Consider the following 20,543-nt stretch of genomic DNA (forward strand, 5'->3'; position numbering starts at 1 on the left):
AAATGACATAGCGTACTTAAATTAAATAGAAAAAATACAAATGTTATTCAATATAGCTAATTCGGTCGGTAAACGTACTGTAAAGTTTGCACAAAGTGTAGGTAGTTTTTCTCTATTTAGCTTTGCTGCCGTTAGCAGTATCATAAGACCGCCTTTATATTTGAGTTTAATCATCAGACAATTATTATTTATCGGGTTTCACTCGCTTCCGGTTGTTGCAATGACGACTTTTTTCTCAGGGGCAGTACTTGCATTACAGAGCTATATCGGTTTTTCCCGTTTCTCAGCTGAAAGCTCTATTGCAACGGTAGTAGTATTGTCGCTGACTAGAGAGCTTGGACCTGTCTTAGCTGGACTAATGGTAGCGGGAAGAGTTGGGGCATCAATCGCCGCCGAAATAGCCACAATGAGAGTAACGGAGCAGGTAGATGCTTTATATACTTTATCTACCGATCCTATTAAATATTTAGTTTTTCCAAGAGTAATAACAGCTATTATTACAATGCCTTGTCTTGTTTTAATCGGGGATATAATTGGTGTTATGGGCGGTTATTTGGTAGGGGTATATAAACTTGATTTTAATAGTGCAGCTTATTTAACCAGTACTTTTCAGTATTTAGAACCGATTGACGTAATTTCCGGTCTTGTTAAAGCGGGAGTTTTTGGGTTTATTATTTCTATAATAAGTTGCTATAGCGGCTATTATTCAGGTAAAGGGGCTAAGGGAGTTGGAAGAGCAACTACCTCGGCAGTAGTGAATTCTTCTATCCTTATCTTAATCAGTAATTATTTAATAACCGAATTATTTTTTAAAGTATAGTATACTCGTTTAATTTGAAAAATTGGTTTTGTTGTTTTATATTTTTTGATCCTCACGTTTATGTACGCTGCGGTCAAAAAATATAAAACGCCTAGCTCTTTTCCAAATTAAACGAGTATACAGTTTTTTTGTTTATTTGGAGTATGCATGAGTGTAGAAGAATTTAAAATTAAAATTCGGTCATTATATAAATCATTTGCTAATCATAAGGTGTTAGACGGAATAGATTTGGATGTAAAAAAGGGCAGTTCATTAGTGATTTTAGGTGGTTCCGGTAGTGGCAAATCAGTTCTAATTAAAAATATAGTAGGATTGATTAAACCTGATAAAGGTAAAATTTTTATTGATAATGTAGAAATCCAAGATATCTCAAGTAAACAAAAATTTGAGATTATGGATGGTATAGGTTTTTTATTCCAAGGCGGAGCATTATTTGACTCCTTAAATATACGTGATAATATTACTTTCGAGACTAAAAATTTATCTAAGAAAGAAAAAAACGACCTTGCCGGTGCAAAGCTTAATGCCGTGGGTTTATCTCCTAGAATACTCGAGCTTTACCCTGCCGAATTATCGGGAGGAATGCAAAAAAGAGTAGCCCTTGCTAGGGCTATTTGTAGTACACCGTCGATTTTATTTCTTGATGAACCGACCACAGGGCTTGATCCTATCATGGCAAATGTTATCAATGAATTAATTATAAAAATCCAAGAAGAGTTAGAGGCAACTACGATTACTATAACTCATGATATGATTAGTGCCGCAAAAATAGCTAAAGAAGTAGCGATGATTTATCAAGGAAAAATTAAATGGTACGGTAGTAAAGATGACATGCGTAATAGTGATAATCCTTATTTAAAACAATTTATAAATGGATTAACTACTGGGCCTATAGAGGTATAAAATGTTTAAGAACTTATTATGTATAATAATATTTCTAGGTATAAATCTAAATGTTTATGCTATAAATTCTAGCTCTTATACGACAGATGATATAATAAAAATAGTAATTATTCTTGGAATAGTTATTTTAATTTTTAGTCCTGCAAAATTCCGTGTAATCGTTATCGGTACTATGTTAGGCTTGTCTTGTGCCTATTTCACGTATAAATACATCGTACCTATCTTTATTTCTTTACTAAATGGACCATAAAGATAAATATTGCTATTAGTGACGCCCCACATCTCAGCTATTTTCTCTTCTAATAGTATCAATTTAATATTCTACAATTAATCTAAAGCTCTAACTCCCCCGTGATAGCCATCTAATTCAAAAGAATTGGGATGTATATTTTTACATGCATCTAAACCTATTATATTAATCATATTAGTATTATTATCAATACCATTTAAAGTAGTACGAATATCTTCCAAGTATTTAGATTATTCAGGCGAATCATTACCTCCAATTATTCGTACTTTTATTAAAGCTTGTTCTATCAATTCATTCTGATTAAAGTCAGTAATTAATGGCTCTAACTGTTGTGAATTAATATTTCTAGCTGATGCTATTTTATTTAATTTTACGGAAAAGAAACTACAGACAATCTCTTCATTTAAATCTTTAGTATAAATTACTAAGTCATCATTTATATCAAAATTTTATATTCTTGTGAGTTAATTTCAATTTGCATAGTTTATTTACTTTGTTGATTATTTTTGTGTAAAGCAATATTTTTATTGGGAAGAGTATAGCTAGGTGCAGCTATTTTTGTCTTAGTACTTATATTTTTTTAATATCTTATCACTTGTTAAGTTTAATTTTGGTTCATTTTTTGTTTTATTACTACTAAAAATATTTATGAACAAATCTTTTATTTTTTGTATCCAGGCTTTTTTAATATTACTATCTTGTTGGTAGGTAGAATGAGTAAGTGCTAATGTTTTATTAATTTCTGAACGTACACTTTCCAACGGATTTAAATTGTTAGATAATAAATAATCAGTTTTAGCTATTAAATTATTTACAATTTTTGTTTGTTCTTGATCCTTTAGATTCAATTCGTGAACTCGAGTACTAATATTTTTAGTTACTACATTTTTTACTAATTTTGGATTAGTTTTTTGAATTTCCTCTGCTACTTTAGTAAGTGGTCTTGATATTTGATTAGATTGCCATGTGTCCATAGAATTAGGATTTTGATTAGATCCTAATAAATATTGCTGAATAATATGTTTTTGTTGGATTTCATTTAAAGAGCGATTAGGTATATTTTTATGTTTAGTGAAATCAAAAGCTTTATAAAGTACAGGAGTATTACTTCCTATACTGAAATGTACTTTTCTAGCAGCGGTTGTTTTATCCTCTCTATCCGGAACAGTTACCTGTTATTGGATCAAATAATTCCTAATGGGGCTCCCTTGTCTTCTATATCTGCAGATTTTATATTTACGTTAAAGTGGTTAGTTAATTCTTGTGTTACTTTACGAATATTATCATCTGATACCGAAATTGATACTGCAGATCTATCACGCCCTCCTACTAAATAAGCTTCTAATTGAGTATTAGGAGGAAAGTTGCTTATTACATCATGTGTTAAAGCACCAGCATCAGTAAACCTGTCAACATGGGCTAATGCAGTTTTTTTAGTTAATGGATCATGTAAAATTACAGCAACGCATTGTTGAATGTGATCAGTGCCTATCTTTTCTTTATCAGAAAAACCAACTTTATGCTGTTCCACACGCACAGCTTCATAATCAACTATACCTTGCTGTAATGAGTAAGCATATGCATACTGCGCTATTGAATTTTCTTTGCGGTTTTGAGTTTTATAAGCAGCTCCTAAAGCTAATCTTGCCATTAATTCTTTAGCTTGGCTAATGTTCCTTATGGTTGATATGCAGTGACTAATGCTTTGTATGAATTTTCGACATTATAATATTGCTTTGCTTCAAAAGAATTCTCTATGCTATCTTGAAATTGTTGAATGGCATTATCAAACAGTCCTAGCTGTTGATAGCTACGTCCTATCATAGTATTAATATAGGAAAGTAGGAAAGAAAATTACTGTCAGTTTGACCTATAGCAATTTGTTCAGCTTGTTGTAGTTGTTTAAGAGCAACAAGATGATTATCTTTGCTATATAATTTTAATCCTTCATTATACAAAAAGCTGCTTGATTATGATCAATTTGCTCCTTTGTACTTAATGGTTTTGGAGTAAGGTTACTATAATATATTCAGGAAAACTTGAAGGCAACTCGCCTAATTGTTTAATTAGTCCGGTGATATTACCTTGAACTGGCTTCCCATTAATAAGCATAGATTTATAATAGTTTAATTAATTTATATTTTTATATAAAACTCTGTTATTTAATAAAAATCAAGCATTAGCTAATACTTAGCTACAAAATAATTATCTCTTGACACTAGGGGAGTATTGCGTTATATTCTTTATCTATTGTATATACTGGATGCACTTCAAAATTGGCTACGTCGTTCTACAAGATCTGCGGTGCTCACGTATTAAGTATACGCTCCGCTCCTCGGCGTGTGAACTCTTAGCTCTTTTTGAAGTTGATCTTCGTATATGACTCTTCATTTACTTGAAGTATATTTTATAAGTTTTAAGGTATTTAGCTTATGTCTCGTAAGTGCGAACTCACAGGTGTGGGTGTTTTATACGGCAACAATGTATCACATTCTCAGCGTAAAACTAGAAGACGTTTTGAACCTAACCTAAGATCGGTTAAGTTTACAAGTGATATAACAGCCGGGGAATATAGATTATCGGTTAATGCTAGATGTATTAGTTCAGTGGAAAAAGCCGGGGGTTTTGATGCATATATTCTAAAAGCCGATGATAATGTTTTATCAAGTAACGCTAGAGCTATTAAGAAAAAAATAATTCAGACTAAAACAGCAAAATCATTATGAAAAGTGGTATACATCCAGAATATAAAAAGTTTTTGATTAAAGTAGGAAGCGATGTTTTTGAAACAATGTCTACTCATCCTACAGGTGAAATTTTAATGGATGTTGATTTTAGAAAGCATCCGGCATGGAATAAAGATTTTGGAAATGTAGTAAATCAATCAAACAAAAGTGTTAGTGATTTCAATAAAAGATTCTCAGGTCTTTCTTTCGGTAGTAAGAAAGAAGCTAGTTAGGCTTTGTTTGTGGATAACAAATCGTCATTGTAAGGAAATTGCATAGCCATTGACGAAGCAATCCAGTAAACAATTTTGATTTATAGAATTTTTTATTATTTTTTCTGGGTTGCCGTGCAGTCTACGACTACTTGGTATTTACACAAGAATGACACTAACAACAAAATATAACACAGATAAATCGTCAATTCTCAATTATTGCGGGGTGGAGCAGCTCGGTAGCTCGTCAGGCTCATAACCTGAAGGTCGTTGGTTCAAATCCAGCCCCCGCTACCATGTTTTTTAATGTCATGCTAGCTCACTTATAGCGTTATTGCAGTCTGCTGATGCCATTCCTATACGAAAGCAAATTATGACTACTCAGAAAATAGTGCCTACAAAATCAACTGATGGCAGTAAGCTTTTTCGTCATCAAGCTAAATTTGTAGCCGGTGCTATGAATATAAATCAAGTCCCCAATTTTTCATTACCGGAAATTGCTTTTGTCGGTAAGTCAAATGTCGGCAAATCAAGCCTAATAAACACGATATGTAATAATAAAAATCTTGCTAAAGTTTCTAATACTGCAGGGCGTACTAGGCAAATCAATTTCTTTAACCTTGCAGATAAACTTATTATAGTTGACCTTCCCGGTTATGGTTTTGCTAATGTTCCTATATCAGTCAAAGAGCAGTGGGGAGTGTTAATTAGTTATTATTTACGAAATAGTTATAATTTAAGGTTAGTTAACTTATTGATTGATTCAAGAAGGGGTATAAAAGAAAATGATAAGAAAGTAGCTGATCTATTACTTGCAAATAAAAGAGAATTTCAAATTATTTTCACAAAATCCGATAAAGTTACGGATCATAAAAACCTTCACGATGAAGCACAGAATTTTCTTGCAACTTTAAACTACTCATGTAATGTTATGTATGTAAGCAATAGGAGTAAAGAAGGTGCAAGAGAACTTAAAGCTAGTTTGGCAAAATGCATCAAACTTCAAAAATAAATAGGTAGATAGTATTTCTTCATTAAATAACATTGCTATAATTAAGAATATAATAAAGTGTAGTAGTGAGTTGAAGAATCAAGCAATAGTTCTAAAATTACCTGCTACTATTATTATTGACGATAAATTATTTACGGCTTTTATTGAATCTGTTAGATTGCTTGAGATGTGCGGTGCTAAAATATATATAGTACATGATCATATTGATTTACGAAGTTCGTCTTTAGTATCACAAATAGATGAAAATTTTAGTCAAAAAATTAGTAAAATAAGCGACTATAGTTCTCTAAATAATCCTATTATTATGGAAATTTTATCCAGTTACGTTAACAAGCTTATAGTAACAAAGTTAAGTAGTATAGGTTGTTATGCAGTTGGTATTTCAGGTAAGGATGCTAATTTACTGCAAGCAAAAAAATCAAAACTATCTTACCGAAAAATTGTAAATCATGATGTTATAAATATTGGTTTTTTAAGCGAGCCTATTATGATTAATCCAGAAATTTTATTAAATTTTGCAGATAATAATATTATACCCGTGATAGCACCGTTTGCGAGCGACGATCAGGAGAAAACGCATTTATTAAATGTTAACTTAACGTTAGCAACAATTGCTTCTGCATTAAGTGCAGAACATTTAATATTGCCATATGAGATATTACAGGTATCCGAGACGTTTCCGTATAATATAAAAATACGAGATATTAACTTGTTGAAATCAATGTTAGATGATAGTAATAATTTCATCGAAGAAGCATTAATTAAGATAGCAGTTAATGCCCTTGAAAATAATAATGGTTACGTACATTTTGTGAATAGTGAAGCACCGAATTCAATATTGTCAACTATGTTTGATATTAATATAAATTAATAGAGGTTTTTTATGGCAGGAGCATTAGCATCCGATCTTTTATTTGTAGGGTTAACTAGACCGCCGATGATATTTGGAGTAAGTATTAAGTTTGCTGCATTAAATATGATAATGACGATGATAGTATTTATTTGGAATAACGGCATTATGATTTTATTCATTGCAGCTGCTTTGCATTTGGTAGCTTATATTATATGTTTTAAAGAACCGAGATTCATAGAGCTATATTTAAATAAAATGTCAAGAACTAGCCAATGTCCTAATAAATTTTACTACGGAGCAAATTCGTATAATATTTGAGTTTTATGTCATTCCCGCGTAGGCAGGAATCCAGATTTTTTGTTGTCATCCCGTGGCTACGACCACGGGATCTTGTATCACAGACTGTGTCCTAAGATACCGCGATCAAGGCGCGGTATGATATTAAATGTTACTGGATTCCTGCCTACGCGGGAATGACATAAAAAGAGGTATAACTGACACAATAAATCAAAATAGTTAAATCAGGTGAGGTAATGAAATTATTTAGAACTAGAGCCGCTAAAGAATTAAGGTCTAAACAAGAAAGACCCACTTCGCATTTTATTCCTTATAAATGTCATTGGGATAGTAATACTATTTTAACAAAAGATAATTCTTTATTACAAGTTATTAAAATAAATGGATTTTCTTTTGAAACTGCTGATGATGAAGATCTAGAAATTAAAAAGAATATCAGAAATGCCTTACTTAAAAATATGGCTTCGGGAAATATCGTTATGTATTTCCATACTATTAGAAGACGTAAAGCAGTAATATTTGACGATACGGAATTTACTTATGATCCTACCGTAAAAGTCCCTAATGATTTTATTACTTATTTAGGTGCAGAATGGCGTAAGAAACATGCTGGGGCTAGGTCGTTTTTTAATGAATTATATGTTAGTATTTTATATAAGCCTGATACTGGCGGTGTTGCTATAGTTGAGTATTTTCTAAAGAAGCTTAGACAGAAATCTAATAAAACCGTTTGGGAAAACGACATGAAAGAGATGAAAGAAAATCTTCAAGAAATGTCAACTAGAGTGATTAATACATTCAGAAGTTACGGAGCAAGATTACTTGGAGTTTGTCAAACGCAGTCAGGTAGTTATTGTGAAATTTTAGAATTCCTTTCATCTTTAATCAATTGCGGCGATTCACCGGGTCCTATAGCATTACCGCGTGGTACTATTGACGAATATTTACCGACTCATCGCTTATTTTTTGATTCTCGTACTATTGAAGCAAGAAGTCCGCTTGGCAAGAAATATGCTGGAATGATCAGTATACTTGAATACGGTCCTAATACTTCTGCAGGAATTTTTGACGGATTCCTGCAAATGCCTTTTGAATTTGTTATGACTCAAAGCTTTGTCTTTGTTAATAGAACAGTAGCGATCGGTAAAATGCAATTACAGCAAAATAGAATGATACAAGCCGGTGATAAAGCTACTTCACAAATTGCTGAAATTAATACGGCCCTTGATATGGCCACTAGCGGTGATATCGCTTTCGGTGAGCATCATTTATCGCTTTTATGTTCCGCAAATAATATTAAAGCTTTGGAAGATATATTGTCAATGGCAGCAGTTGAGCTTTCTAATTCAGGAATTCAGCCGGTTAGAGAAAAAGTTAACATGGAACCTAGCTATTGGGGACAGTTGCCGGGAAATATGGATTATATAGTGCGTAAATCCACTATAAATACTCTTAATATGGCTAGCTTTGCCTCACAACATAATTATCCGCTCGGTAAAATTAGAGGTAACCATTGGGGAGAATATGTCACAGTACTTGATACTACTTCAGGTACACCGTTTTATTTTAATTTCCATGTAAGGGATGTTGGACATACTCTCATTATCGGTCCAACCGGTGCCGGTAAAACAGTTCTTATGAATTTCTTATGTGCTGAAGCACAAAAATTCAAACCTCGTATGTTCTTTTTTGATAAAGATCGAGGAGCAGAAATATTTATACGTGCTTTAAAGGGAGTTTATACAGTAATTGATCCGGGTTTAAAATGCAACTTTAACCCTTTACAGCTTGAAGATACTAGTGAGAATAGAACGTTTATTTTAGAGTGGCTTCGTGTGCTTGTAACTTCTAACGGTGAAAGTTTAACTGCACAAGATAATAAAATCTTATCTCAAGCGGTAAGCGGTAATTTTAGATTAGCAAAACAAGATAGAAGGCTTAGTAATGTTATAGCATTTCTTGGTATTGATACACCAAATAGTTTGGCAAGTAGGATTGCAATGTGGGTTGGTAAAGGTTCACACGCTAAGATATTTGACAATGAAATAGATGATATTGATTTACAAAAAGCAAGAGTATTCGGTTTTGATATGACTGAATTACTTAAAGATCCTGTAAGCCTTGCACCGGTATTACTATATATTTTCCATCGTATTAATATCTCTTTAGATGGGCAGAAAACTATGATAGTACTTGATGAAGCATGGGCTTTAATCGATAATCCGGTATTTGCACCTAAGATCAAAGATTGGTTAAAAGTGTTGAGAAAATTAAATACTTTTGTTATATTTGCTACGCAGAGTGTCGAAGATGCTGCAAAAAGTAGAATTAGTGATACGTTGATTCAACAAACAGCTACGCAGATTTTTTTACCTAATTTGAAAGCTACGGATATTTATCGTAGTGCATTTATGTTAAGTCAGCGAGAATATATTTTAATTAAAACTACCGACCCTACTACACGTTATTTTTTAATAAAACAAGGAATAGATGCTGTAGTGGCAAAAGTTAGCTTAGATGGTATGGATAACATAATCAGTGTTTTATCCGGTAGAGTTGAGACTGTAATATTGCTCGATCAAATTAGAGAGAAACACGGCAATGATCCGGATAAATGGTTACCTATATTTTATGCAGCAGTTAAAACATTATAAATGCCTGTCTTTCATCCCACGGCTTGACCGCGGGATCTTGTCTCACAGACTGTATTCTGAGATCCCGTGGACAAGCCACGGGATGACATTTTTACAATGCGAGGCAAGTAACTAGTTATGAAATTATTTCCTCGTAGTATACTTATAACATTAGTATTAAGCTTTGCCCTAAATTTAGGGATAGTTACTAAAACTCATGCTAAAGATACTCTTGATAGCATTGTAGATATTTTGAGTGGCTTAACTTGCGAAACCCAAGGCGTAGGCGATTTGCTGCGTACTGAATTTTCTCATACATGTATTGTTGCTCCGTTCTTTACTTTTGCGGTAATGAATCTTGTCTCTCCCGTTTTATACATGAATACGTTTTTAAAGCTTAAAATAAACGACAGTGATTTATTTAACGATAGTAACTTTGGGAATTTTCCCGGAGGTCAATGTACTCGTGAAAACAGAATTGATCCTAAAAATCCAGAATTACGCTTTGCTTTATGTAATAATGCTAAATTAATTGTATCTCGGGCAAAATCTGTTGCAGAATCGGCACTTGCTATTGCTAAAGCCGTCTTAACAGGGAGCGACCCTTGGGATGATATAAAGACAGCGTGGGCAAATAAAAAAAAGGAATATCATGTTCCATATAGTGGTAAGCCCGGTGATGACGGTTTTGCATTTGATTTAGGCTTTCCTGTAATATATTGGAAAGTTATTCAAGATAAAGATAGAATATGCGTATCGACAAAAGGATTTACAGGAGACGTTCCCGTTGGCTGTAAATATATGAAAGAGCCGTTTCCAAAATCCATGTATAATAGCTTTATGGATGTAGCAGATAAGGATTTTATTGAGGATCCAAATAAAACTCCTACCGATCCTTTAGCTTTAGTTTCCTGTAGTGCAGCGGGTGATGGCTGTTATCAAAAAGCTTATAATGCTTCAAAAACTGCAGTAGTAATGACTTCTCCTCTTATAGAATGTATGAGGCAAATGATTGCTAGATTACTAATTAGTAAAGATGTTTGTAGTTTTGATAATGTAAGCCAAGTGGTTAATTTGGTTTCAAGGCAAGATAGTGCATTCTTTCAGTTTCAAGTAGGAATGTATAAAATAGTTACGGCTTTTCTCACTTTATATGTTATGTTTTTTGGTTTTAAACTATTACTTGCAGGTGAAGTGCCGCCAAAAAGTGAGTATATAAATTTTATATTGAAAATGATATTCGTAACTTATTTTTCAATAGGAATTAATATAACCCCTGGTAATGGTTCTCCGTATGACCGGTTAGACGGCATGATTCAGTGGGCGTTTCCTTTCTTACTTGACGGTATAAACGGTTTAGCAAGTTGGGTTATGAATGCTGCTCCGTCCGGTTTATGTAAATTTAACAATCTTTCTTATGACGGTACCGTTTCTTATATTGCATTATGGGATGCATTAGATTGTAGGGTAGCTCATTATTTAGGACTTGATATATTATCTACGTTACTTGTCGAAAATGCTTATCGCAGTCATGATTTTTTAAATTTTGATTTCTTTAGTTTTAGTGCTCCACCATATATTTATTTGCTAATTCCGGCGATAATCTCCGGTAATATGATGTTGGTGTCACTCGCTCTTGCTTATCCATTACTTGTGATTTCGGTTGCTGCCTTTATGGTTAATGCAACGATTATGTGTATGATATCTATAGTAATACTCGGTATTTTGGCTCCTCTTTTTGTACCTATGTTTTTATTCGCATATACAAGAAATTATTTTGAGAGCTGGGTTAAACTAATGATCTCGTTCTTGCTACAACCTATGGTGGTAGTTACTTTTATGATCACGATGTTTTCGGTATATGATTATGGTTTCTATGGTAAATGTCAATATAAGAGCAAGTTAATTCACAATAGTATAGAAGACAAAATTCAAGGTGGCATTACTGCTAAGAGGGATGTTTTAATATTTTACATTAATAATGATTGGGATGATACGTCACAGTATCCTGATAAAGATGCCGTAGAAAGCTGTCAAAATAGTTTAGGTTATATGTTAAATAACCCTATTACCACGGTATTTAACTTTACAAAAGATAGTGTAAGTGAAATTGTCGATAGTAAACCGGGTAATACCCCTACCGATAAATTTCTTGCTAAATTCCAGTTTTTATCAGGAATAGTTTTAGGGCCCGGAATGTTTTTCATGTCTCCAAAAGTGCTTTTTGAGAAAATTAAAAATATTTTGCTTGCGTTAGTTATGGCATGTTTTACATTGTATTTGATGTATAATTTTAGTAGTCAGCTAGCTGAATTTGCTGCAGATATGACGGAAGGAGTAGCTCTTAATAATGTTGCTATAAAACCGCAAGCAATATTTAAGGCAGCTATGGCAGTACTTGCTACTGCGGGTGCTGCAACTCAGGGGGGCGATCAGATAGCAAGTAGAGGAGGAGTTGGTGATTTAAAAGCTGGTCAAGGTGGAGGAGCAAGTGATTTAGAGGTAGGGAAAGGCGGACTACCAAATGATAATATTGCTACAAGCGGAGGTATGTCGACGCCGACAGCTTCGTCTTCTGTAGCAACTTCTAGCCCAAAAACTGTAAGTAGTGAAGCAAGATCAGATGTTGTGACTCCTCCTGCTCCTACAGAAGCTGTTTCACCACCGCCTGCTAGTATTAGAACTTCTATTTCTACACCTGCACCACGTGTTGGAAAAATCATAAGAGATAATAATCAAGAAAGTAAAAAAGAGATTGATAATACTCTGCCTTCACAAGAAAAAGTTGATAATGCAGCTCCACAAGAAAAAGTTAACAGCACAAGTAAAGGTACAGGAGTAATTGATTATAGTTTTAACTTAAAGGAACATGATAATCCGACAGGCGTAAAACAGATACAGGAAAATGCAGAGATTCGAGATAAACGTGTAAAAGTAGAAAAAGCATGGAATGAACTAGTAGCAAGCGGAGGAGGAAGAGTAAGAGAACAAGAAGGAGGAGAAATATCAGAACGACGTGCAAATGCTGAAAAGGCATGGGATGAGTTAGTAAAAAGCGGCGTAGTAACAGAAAAAAAAGATAATAGTTCTAATGAAAACTCTTAAAACCTTAAAGATATTTATTATAGTTTGTATAACGTCTGTAAGCTTAGCTAGCTTTGCCGGCTTTGGAGAATCATGTTCTAGTTTACCGACTACTTCAGATGGGTATTTAGAAACGGACACGGCATATGGCTATATAATTCGTAATATTGATATGAAAGATCCGAGAGGTAATTGTAACTCAGTTGCGTCTAGTATAACGTTTTGTTTTAAAAATGTAGAAGGTAGTAGTAGCCCTTGCACCATGTATACTTTAAATGAAGGTGACTCTAAAAAGATTAGTGATTTAAGTACCGATAATAATCCTGATCTTGGAGCAAATCCTGTATTAAAGAATATCGTTTTAACGGTTAAAAAATGGGATAATGATCTATGTTTAGTTATGCCTACGTCAAGGGGACCGATGCCGGTAGCATGTAAATCTTTGAGTGCTACACCGACTCCACCTCCTCCTGAGGATGAGAATTGTAATATAGGAAAAAGTTGCTATACGGGAGCAAATTATAGTCAATCGTTAATTAATTTTTCCGGTCTTGCAGTTCAGTGTTTGAGTGCAACGCTTAATAAAATATTTTTTGCTGGAAAGAGTTGTAGTGCTCAAGATCAAAATTCTAGAATAACTAATCTTGCTGCTTTTTCTACGTTTCAAGGTTATTTAAAGAGAATTATAGGTGCGGCATTAATTCTTTATACTATGTTTTTTGCTTTTAATATGGCTCTAAATACAGAATATGCAAGTACTGAAAAAATAGCTCTTTTTGTAATAAAATTCTTATTTGTTGCTTATTTTTCTATCGGTCTTGGACCTTTAGATTTTAGTGGTGGTCAGCCGACAAAAGAAAACGGTATGTTAAAATATGGATTACCTCTTTTGACAGGAGCAGCACCGGACTTTGCACAGATGATCTTTAATGCAGCAGGTTCTAGAGGATTATGTCAATTTGATAATTCAAAGTATAAGGACGGTTATAAATTTTACGGTTTATGGGACGCGATTGATTGCCGTATAGGTTATTATCTTGGCTTGGATTTACTTTATAATATAGATAAGAATGGAGTGTTAGGGAATGTGGTCGGCAATGGTCCCCGTGGTAATAATACACCTATACCTAATTTTGATCCTGAAGGCAAAAATGACAGACCGAAGGATTTAAGTAAAGCAGGAGCACTTAGATTTTTTACCGTTATGTTTGGATTCTTTATGGCCGGAAATGTTATTATATTTGCAGCAGGTTTAATATTTTCTGTAATATTTTTATCTATACTTTTATATTTTATTACGCATTATTTAGTTTGCATGATTACTATTTATGTTATGACATATATTTCTCCTATATTCATTCCTATGGCTCTATTTACTCGTACAAAAGCTTATTTTGACGGGTGGCTAAAAGTATGTATGTCATGTGCATTGCAGCCGGCAGTATTAGCAGGTTTTATAGCTTTATTAATAACTATGTATGATTCCGCAATATTTAAAAATTGTGAATTCCTTAGATATGATTATGAAAAAGGGGATATTAGGTTTAGTACTTTTGAGTTAAGGCTTCCTGTTGGCGGGGCAGATCAATGTCAGGAAAGTTTTGGATATAAAATGTTAGAATATTATGCAGGTAAAGGTTGGGAAGAGCATTTATTGATACTTTTTCCAATAAAATCAATTGTTAGAGATGTTGTATCTATTTTAGCAGAACTTTTATGCGTATTAGTATTTTCGGTTATTTTTTATTACTTCTCTAAATCTATAGGGCGATTTGCTTCTGATTTAACTAATGGTCCTAATATGGATGCAGTAACGGCAAGTCCCACTAAAATCGTTGGTTTAGTAAAGAAAGGAGCAGCTTTCCTTAAGGATGCTGCTATGGCTTCGCAAGGTAAGCCGCTGGTAGGAGATAAGCCGGGTGTTGGAGGTAAGCGTAAAGAGGGGCAGCAGCAAGGCGGGGATTTAGCAAGCGGTTCGGGTGGAGGTAAATGATAGAATATGCAGGGTAACTTATTAAAAGTTTTAGGAGTACTTGCTATAGTAGCAACGTTAGTTTGCTTTATTTTTGCAGCACTTGGTATGATAGGAGCAGTAAAAGTCGGTGAAAGCTGCTACATGAGGTATGAGTCGGACGGTAAAGGAGGAGCGGATTCAATAATCGGTACTATAACCCTTAATGCTAATGCTAATTATGTAAACACTGCTAAGATGTTGTCCGACGGCACGATTCGGCTTATTCCTGATCCTACTCGTTACGGTGAATGGCTAAATACTCAGGTGCTAGTAGAAAACGGCCAACCGGTGAATTTACAAGTGGTCGGTCAGGTTAGTTTGTGTTTAGCTTATATACCTAAAGATAATTTACAACGTACAGGGGCTGGATCTAATTTAGACGATAACGGTCAAATGATCCCGATTCCTCGTATTAACGATACAAATAATCCACCTGTCTCTCTAATAATGGATGCAAAAAATAATGAATGGCGTAATATTGCCGAATTATACGCCAATGATAGAGTTTTAGTTTCCGTATCTCCTAATTTTGCCAATACGGATGCGACAGTTAAAGATGCTTTTAAAGGTGTTGAAGTTACGAAAGATTGTTCAGAGAATAAAACTACTTATAATCCAATTTGTGGAAAATATTCTGTTTATTCAGGTGAATATGTCAATGCTTGCGAGTTAAAAGAGCAGTATTGGAATTGTCAAGTCACATGGAGGTGCCCTACCTGGCATGAGCGAATAGGTTGCAACTGGGGACAATTGGGCTGTGCTCCTTCTTGTGATAAGATACCAGAATGTACAACGAAATGTATGGCTTGGGTTAATAGAACGAGACCAGCACCAGAAAACTACCTAGATGATGAGAGTTTTACATTTTCGTGGTCTGACAACACAGGTAAATTATTTATCGACTATTCAGCCCTTCAATGTTCTTATAATGCTAATATTCCTCCAGTTGATCAATGTCCTGATAGTGTGCGCGATCGTAGTCCAAAAGATAAAGATTATATTGGAGGTGTACATTGTACTTCGGGCATATGTAGCGATGGAGATTTTCAAAAGAATCGGAGATTTTGGTATACGGCGGACGGTAAAGGAGGCAAAGGACCAACTGGATTAATATATCAAATGAATGATGCGGGTTCTGTAAGTCAAGCTCTGCCTTCTAAGCTAGAATTTGCTAAATTTGTTGCAGATACAGATCAACCGCCTGACTATAAAGATAAAGACGGTAAATATTTATATAAAGTTATATATAATATACCTTTTAACAGTAATATTGCAAAAAGTTATTTACAATATAGGCTGTGGTCTCCTACCTCACAAGATAGTAGTAAGAATACGGGAGGATACGTTTTAAATATTAAACAGACTAAATGCTATAGAGAAAACGGTAATAGTTTTAACGATACTTTTGATGATCGAGGACGAGTGCAATACATCATAGTAAAGCCTTCGGAAAACCCGAATACTAGCGGTAAAACCTATTCACCTCAAGGAATTAGCGTTGATAGTGAAGGTAAATATAGCTTTAACGCAAATGAGGCGGGTTATATATGGATGAAAATTCTAAATGATCCTGGTAATAATTTAAGGGACTATAAAGATAGTGAAGGTAGCTATAAAGTACATTTCTCAACATCCTTAAAAGTAGGAAGTTTTACTATTAAAGTAATGAATCCGTTACTTCAGTTATTTAAAACTAAAGTGCAAGGGGCTGCTACTTCTATTTTTAAAAATATGGTATGTTATAAAGCTAATGATAGTTCGTCCTGTACTAACTTTTTTACCTATATTAAAGCAATTTTAATTCTGTATGTGATGACTTACGGAGCAATGTTTTTGCTTGGTTTTGCTAAGATAAACCAAAAAGAGCTAGTCATTAGAATAGCAAAAATCGGGGTAGTTAGCGGACTTATGAACGGTAATACCTTTGAATTTTTCAATAACTATCTTTTTGATGCAATTACCAATTTTTCAGACTCAATTATTGCTAATATGAGTGGATATAGTTTGTTTACTTCTACTAATACTATTGCTAATCCTTTCATGTTTTTAGATGCAGTAATGAGTAAAATATTTTTTAGTCAAACCTTTATCGCTCAATTACTTGCACTTCTTTCTCTTGGGCTTAGCGGTATTATATATTTTATAATTATTTTTATTGCGGTTGGTATAGTAATTATTACGGCGCTTAGAGCTGTTGCAGTTTATATTATGGCATTTATGGCAACTTGTATATTAATCGGTATAGCCCCTTTATTTATTAGTTTCTTATTATTTGATTTTACTAGGTATTTATTTGATAATTGGGTGAGGTTTACGATCCGCTATATGATAGAGCCGGTAGTTATGATGGCAGGTATTATAGTACTAACACAACTATTTACCATTTATCTAGATTTTGTTTTAGGTTATAGCGTGTGTTGGAAATGTGCTTTACCGATAAAAATTCCGTTTATCGGTACTATTTTACCTATTGCCTTGCTGAATGTACCTATCTTCTGTATTAATTGGTTTGCCCCTTGGGGAATGGATTATATGTCGGGTATGATGGGAGTAAATATGCAAAATATCGTAGCTCTAGTTATTATTGCTTACGGTATGTACGGTTATGTCGAATTTTCAGGACGTATGGTAGTAAAATTAACTAGTGCTGTTGGGCCTTCGGCTACTGAAATTGGTGGTAAAATGTCTCATGATGCAGGACAAAAAGCATTAAGTTCAATAGGAATGGATGATAAAACAAGACAAGGTATTACCGGCAGAGCGGAAGCACGATTAAAACAACGCAATAAGACATTAGATCAGGCTGAGAAAAATAGGAAAAATACGCCAAAAGAAGGGGGCGAGAAGACAAATGAAGAACCACCTAAACCTGAAACACCGAAATAGAGGGTGAATCGAAAATCGTCATTGCGAGGAAATTATGAAATCATTGACAAAGCAATCTCAGGAGTTATTTCATGAGATTGCCGCGCAGCCATACAGCTGCTCGCAATGACGGGTTTACTATTTAATACTCACGGTATGGCGTGTTGGATAACAATTTAAAATTATGAAAATTCTTAAGAGTTTAGTTTTATTAGTTTTGTTTATGGCGATGCCAGCTAAAGCCGATGATGCTTTTTCATGGATGTCAACCAGTTTTGGTGGGTTAAAAAGCTTATTCGGTTGTTTAGAAGTGCCTGAATTTACAAGTTTTCAAGAGGGTAATATAGGAATTAATTTATCTAAAGCCGGAATTTGGCAATCAACAGGTAATACTGTTCAGAAAGGTAAATTGTTAAAAATAAATTGGTCTACTTCAGGTATTACTCCTGAACCTAGAAAATATCTAGTATTATATAGAATTGATCCAAGGTTTAGTATGCCGCAAGTTTTCATTAAAACTTATAATTATTCTAAATTACAATTTGAAGCTTTAGGGTTTCCTCGTTTTGTTACAGACAATAACAGTGAAACACCGGGGACTATACCGCCTGATAAAGACCTTGATGCACTTTCATTTACTAAAATGTCTGATTTTGTTAAATATTTTAACTATTCTAACGGTAATTCGAGAATTGAAGTTAAGGCCGGCGATGTAGTAAATATTAGTTTAGTTGGTAAAGATAATTTTTTTAGCCCTAATACTCTAAAACTTCCTAATACCGTAGATAATATTTTAACACAGGAACTTGATAGCTCGATATTCGCTGCTTCTGCACTTTATACTCAAAGTAACCTTGGAGATTTTGATAATAGAATAATTTACTCTTCTGCAGAGCAGGTGTGTAATATGATAGATGAGGAAAGAAAAAGTGTATGTAGCGGCACGGGTACTGCTACAAAGTATAAAAATACCGATAATGGAGTAATAGTCGGTAAGCCTATGATAACGGGAGCGGTACAGTATTTCATGGGCTTAATTAAGGCTTGTCCTGCTAATGCCGGTATAAATACTAGCCCTGCTTGCTATTACGATCAAGGTAGAGGGATGATAATTAAAGTAGGCGGGCAGGTTATTAAGGGACGAGATCAGAGTTTTGTAAATTCAGGCAGTACTCAAAGTAGCTTTATATATTATCAAGCCACTAGCGGTGGTACTATGGATTTTACTAGCGATTGGCAAGTTAGTAACATGTTTAGTAATTCAGTTTTAATGAGTGATTGGAGCCGAAATTTTTCAAATTATGCTAGTTTTGTAGATTATATAAATAAGAATGATTGGTCAGCTAATTTTTTATATTTTGGTTGTTATTCGATGATTGTTGAAATAGGTAATGGGGCAAATTCAATTAATCCTGATGATCAACAAAATATAAAGTTAGAATATTTAATAACGTCTGATGGTACATTACCTGATCCATCTGTTCGTGGTACGCCGGTAGATTATAACTTTGCGACTGATGCCCCGCAAGATGGATATTTATGGTTAAGGGTGGTAAATCCTAATAGTAATATACAAGGGGTAGTTAGTGTAAATTATGCTAATTATACCGGTACAACTTGGTTTTCTGATATAATATATAACGGTGCTATTAAACCTATTACCGATCAGTTTAGAACTTTTAGTCAAAACTTTTATATTAAGTTAGTTAAAAATTCTGCAGTGCAGAATTTAGCTAAAACTGCATTAACCCTTTATGTTACTATATTTGGGCTAATGTTCGTTACAGGAGCATTAAAATTAACTGCTGTAGAAGTAATAACACGTATATGCAAAATAGCTATAGTAGCTTTTTTAATTAGAGAAGAAAGTTGGAGCTTCTTTAATACATACTTCTTTAGTGTATTTACTGACGGTATTGATTTCTTTGTAACTAATGTAGTAGGTGCTACAAGCTCTAGATCTAATATTTTTGGTTTTATTGATCCTATATTTGATAAATATACTAACGGTAGGATTTGGGGATTACTATTTATTGAATTATTACAAATACATAATGGTTTAGCATTTATCGCTATTATAACCATTTATTCACTTATTACTTATTTTAGAGCTATTTTAGAAGTTATAATAGGTTATGTTATTGCATTCATAGGGGTAACTGTTATGATTTCATTGGCACCATTTTTTATAATATTAATGTTATTTGAAAAAACTAAAAGTTTATTTGATAATTGGATATCGACATTGCTTAGCTATGTAGTGCAGCCGACAATATTATTGATTTTCTTTTTATTGATAGATCAGGTTTTATCTGAGCAGCTTTTAAAAGTGGTAGTTAGAGCCTGTTGGGATACTCTTATACCAATAAAAATAGGGCTTGATTTAACAAATCTTGGTATTCCGATTCATTTCTCTTTTACATTACCGTTCTTACCCGGAATACCTTTCTATGTACCGGATGTTCCAGAAATTAGTAGCTCGAATATTCTAACGAACAATGCTAATACTTTCTTAGTATTATTTACTACGGCTTTATTATTTTATTCATATTGCTTGATGTCATATAGTTTAGTAACTTTTGTAAATATAGTAGTTGGAATGCTTACAAATGTTACACCGGCACGAATATCAGGAAATTATCAAGAACGTTCTGATCCTGTGGGAGCCGTTATGCAGGATATAGATTCAGTAACAAAACCAATTAAAAAGGCTGCAATGGCTCCGGCTAGAGTTTTCAAAGACAAGATAATTGATCAAAATTATAAAGCTAGAAAACCGGAAGTAGGTGGTGAATTTACAAATAAATTTCTTGCTGAGCGTAATGATGTGAAGAAAGAGGAAGGAGAGCAGAAAGAATAATTGTAAATATTTTT

15 protein-coding genes, 1 tRNA gene and 2 pseudogenes are annotated in these 20,543 nt (G+C 33.8%); 14 read left to right on the plus strand and 4 right to left on the minus strand.

Annotated features, from left to right (window positions below):
* Window positions 1-40: 40 nt before the first annotated feature.
* The 3 genes from RSA_RS00645 (at window position 41) to RSA_RS00655 (ending at window position 1,973) form a co-directional block, all read left to right on the plus strand.
* Window positions 41-820 carry an MlaE family ABC transporter permease gene (locus RSA_RS00645; protein ID WP_012150352.1) on the plus strand — a complete coding sequence of 260 codons (780 nt, stop codon included), beginning with the start codon at window positions 41-43 and terminating at the stop codon, window positions 818-820.
* A gap of 147 nt (window positions 821-967) precedes the next feature.
* Window positions 968-1,723 carry an ABC transporter ATP-binding protein gene (locus RSA_RS00650; protein WP_014362734.1) on the plus strand — a complete coding sequence of 252 codons (756 nt, stop codon included), beginning with the start codon at window positions 968-970 and terminating at the stop codon, window positions 1,721-1,723.
* A gap of 1 nt (window position 1,724) precedes the next feature.
* Window positions 1,725-1,973, plus strand: coding sequence for a DUF5510 family protein (locus RSA_RS00655; RefSeq protein ID WP_014364390.1), 249 nt, complete (start codon window positions 1,725-1,727; stop codon window positions 1,971-1,973).
* 77 nt (window positions 1,974-2,050) lie between these two features.
* Here RSA_RS00655 and RSA_RS08750 read toward each other — a convergent pair.
* The 4 genes and pseudogenes from RSA_RS08750 to RSA_RS08755 form a co-directional block, all read right to left on the minus strand.
* Window positions 2,051-2,263 (minus strand): annotated as a pseudogene (locus RSA_RS08750) (hypothetical protein).
* 273 nt (window positions 2,264-2,536) lie between these two features.
* Entirely contained in the window at window positions 2,537-2,947 is a 411-nt protein-coding gene (locus RSA_RS00660) for a hypothetical protein (protein WP_012150354.1), read from the minus strand.
* Window positions 2,948-3,128: 181 nt separating this feature from the next.
* Window positions 3,129-3,624, minus strand: a pseudogene (locus RSA_RS00665) (hypothetical protein).
* A gap of 169 nt (window positions 3,625-3,793) precedes the next feature.
* Entirely contained in the window at window positions 3,794-3,931 is a 138-nt protein-coding gene (locus tag RSA_RS08755) for a hypothetical protein (RefSeq protein WP_012150357.1), read from the minus strand.
* 474 nt (window positions 3,932-4,405) lie between these two features.
* Here RSA_RS08755 and rpmB point away from each other — a divergent pair, with 474 nt between their 5' ends.
* The 11 genes from rpmB (at window position 4,406) to RSA_RS00725 (ending at window position 20,529) form a co-directional block, all read left to right on the plus strand.
* Window positions 4,406-4,699, plus strand: a complete 294-nt coding sequence (rpmB, locus tag RSA_RS00675) for a 50S ribosomal protein L28 (protein WP_004996729.1) — start codon at window positions 4,406-4,408, stop codon at window positions 4,697-4,699.
* The gene (gene rpmE / locus RSA_RS00680) at window positions 4,696-4,932 is read left to right on the plus strand and encodes a 50S ribosomal protein L31 (protein WP_014364392.1); all 237 of its coding nucleotides are present in this window, start codon (window positions 4,696-4,698) and stop codon (window positions 4,930-4,932) included. Before rpmB ends, rpmE begins: the two co-directional genes overlap by 4 nt.
* Window positions 4,933-5,131: 199 nt before the next feature.
* A tRNA-Met gene (locus tag RSA_RS00685) sits at window positions 5,132-5,208 on the plus strand.
* 76 nt (window positions 5,209-5,284) lie between these two features.
* Window positions 5,285-5,923, plus strand: a complete 639-nt coding sequence (yihA, locus tag RSA_RS00690; protein WP_014364393.1) for a ribosome biogenesis GTP-binding protein YihA/YsxC — start codon at window positions 5,285-5,287, stop codon at window positions 5,921-5,923.
* A 70-nt stretch (window positions 5,924-5,993) separates the two neighbouring features.
* A complete protein-coding gene (locus RSA_RS00695) occupies window positions 5,994-6,794 on the plus strand; it encodes an amino acid kinase family protein (RefSeq protein WP_014364394.1) in 801 nt (266 codons plus the stop codon).
* 12 nt (window positions 6,795-6,806) lie between these two features.
* A complete protein-coding gene (locus tag RSA_RS00700; protein ID WP_010976817.1) occupies window positions 6,807-7,094 on the plus strand; it encodes a type IV secretion system protein VirB3 in 288 nt (95 codons plus the stop codon).
* A 215-nt stretch (window positions 7,095-7,309) separates the two neighbouring features.
* On the plus strand, window positions 7,310-9,727 hold the full coding sequence (locus RSA_RS00705; RefSeq protein ID WP_014364395.1) for a VirB4 family type IV secretion/conjugal transfer ATPase: 2,418 nt from the start codon (window positions 7,310-7,312) through the stop codon (window positions 9,725-9,727).
* Between the two features lie 117 nt (window positions 9,728-9,844).
* The gene (locus tag RSA_RS00710) at window positions 9,845-12,811 is read left to right on the plus strand and encodes a type IV secretion system protein (protein WP_014364396.1); all 2,967 of its coding nucleotides are present in this window, start codon (window positions 9,845-9,847) and stop codon (window positions 12,809-12,811) included.
* Window positions 12,798-14,783 (plus strand): type IV secretion system protein, encoded by a 1,986-nt coding sequence (locus RSA_RS00715; protein ID WP_014364397.1) that lies wholly within the window; start codon window positions 12,798-12,800, stop codon window positions 14,781-14,783. The genes RSA_RS00710 and RSA_RS00715 overlap by 14 nt, the downstream gene beginning before the upstream one ends.
* Before the next feature lie 6 nt (window positions 14,784-14,789).
* A complete protein-coding gene (locus RSA_RS00720; protein ID WP_014364398.1) occupies window positions 14,790-17,690 on the plus strand; it encodes a type IV secretion system protein in 2,901 nt (966 codons plus the stop codon).
* A gap of 163 nt (window positions 17,691-17,853) precedes the next feature.
* On the plus strand, window positions 17,854-20,529 hold the full coding sequence (locus RSA_RS00725; RefSeq protein WP_014364399.1) for a type IV secretion system protein: 2,676 nt from the start codon (window positions 17,854-17,856) through the stop codon (window positions 20,527-20,529).
* Window positions 20,530-20,543 lie beyond the last annotated feature (14 nt).

Source organism: Rickettsia philipii str. 364D, assembly GCF_000283995.1.
In the GTDB taxonomy this organism is placed as follows: domain Bacteria; phylum Pseudomonadota; class Alphaproteobacteria; order Rickettsiales; family Rickettsiaceae; genus Rickettsia; species Rickettsia rickettsii.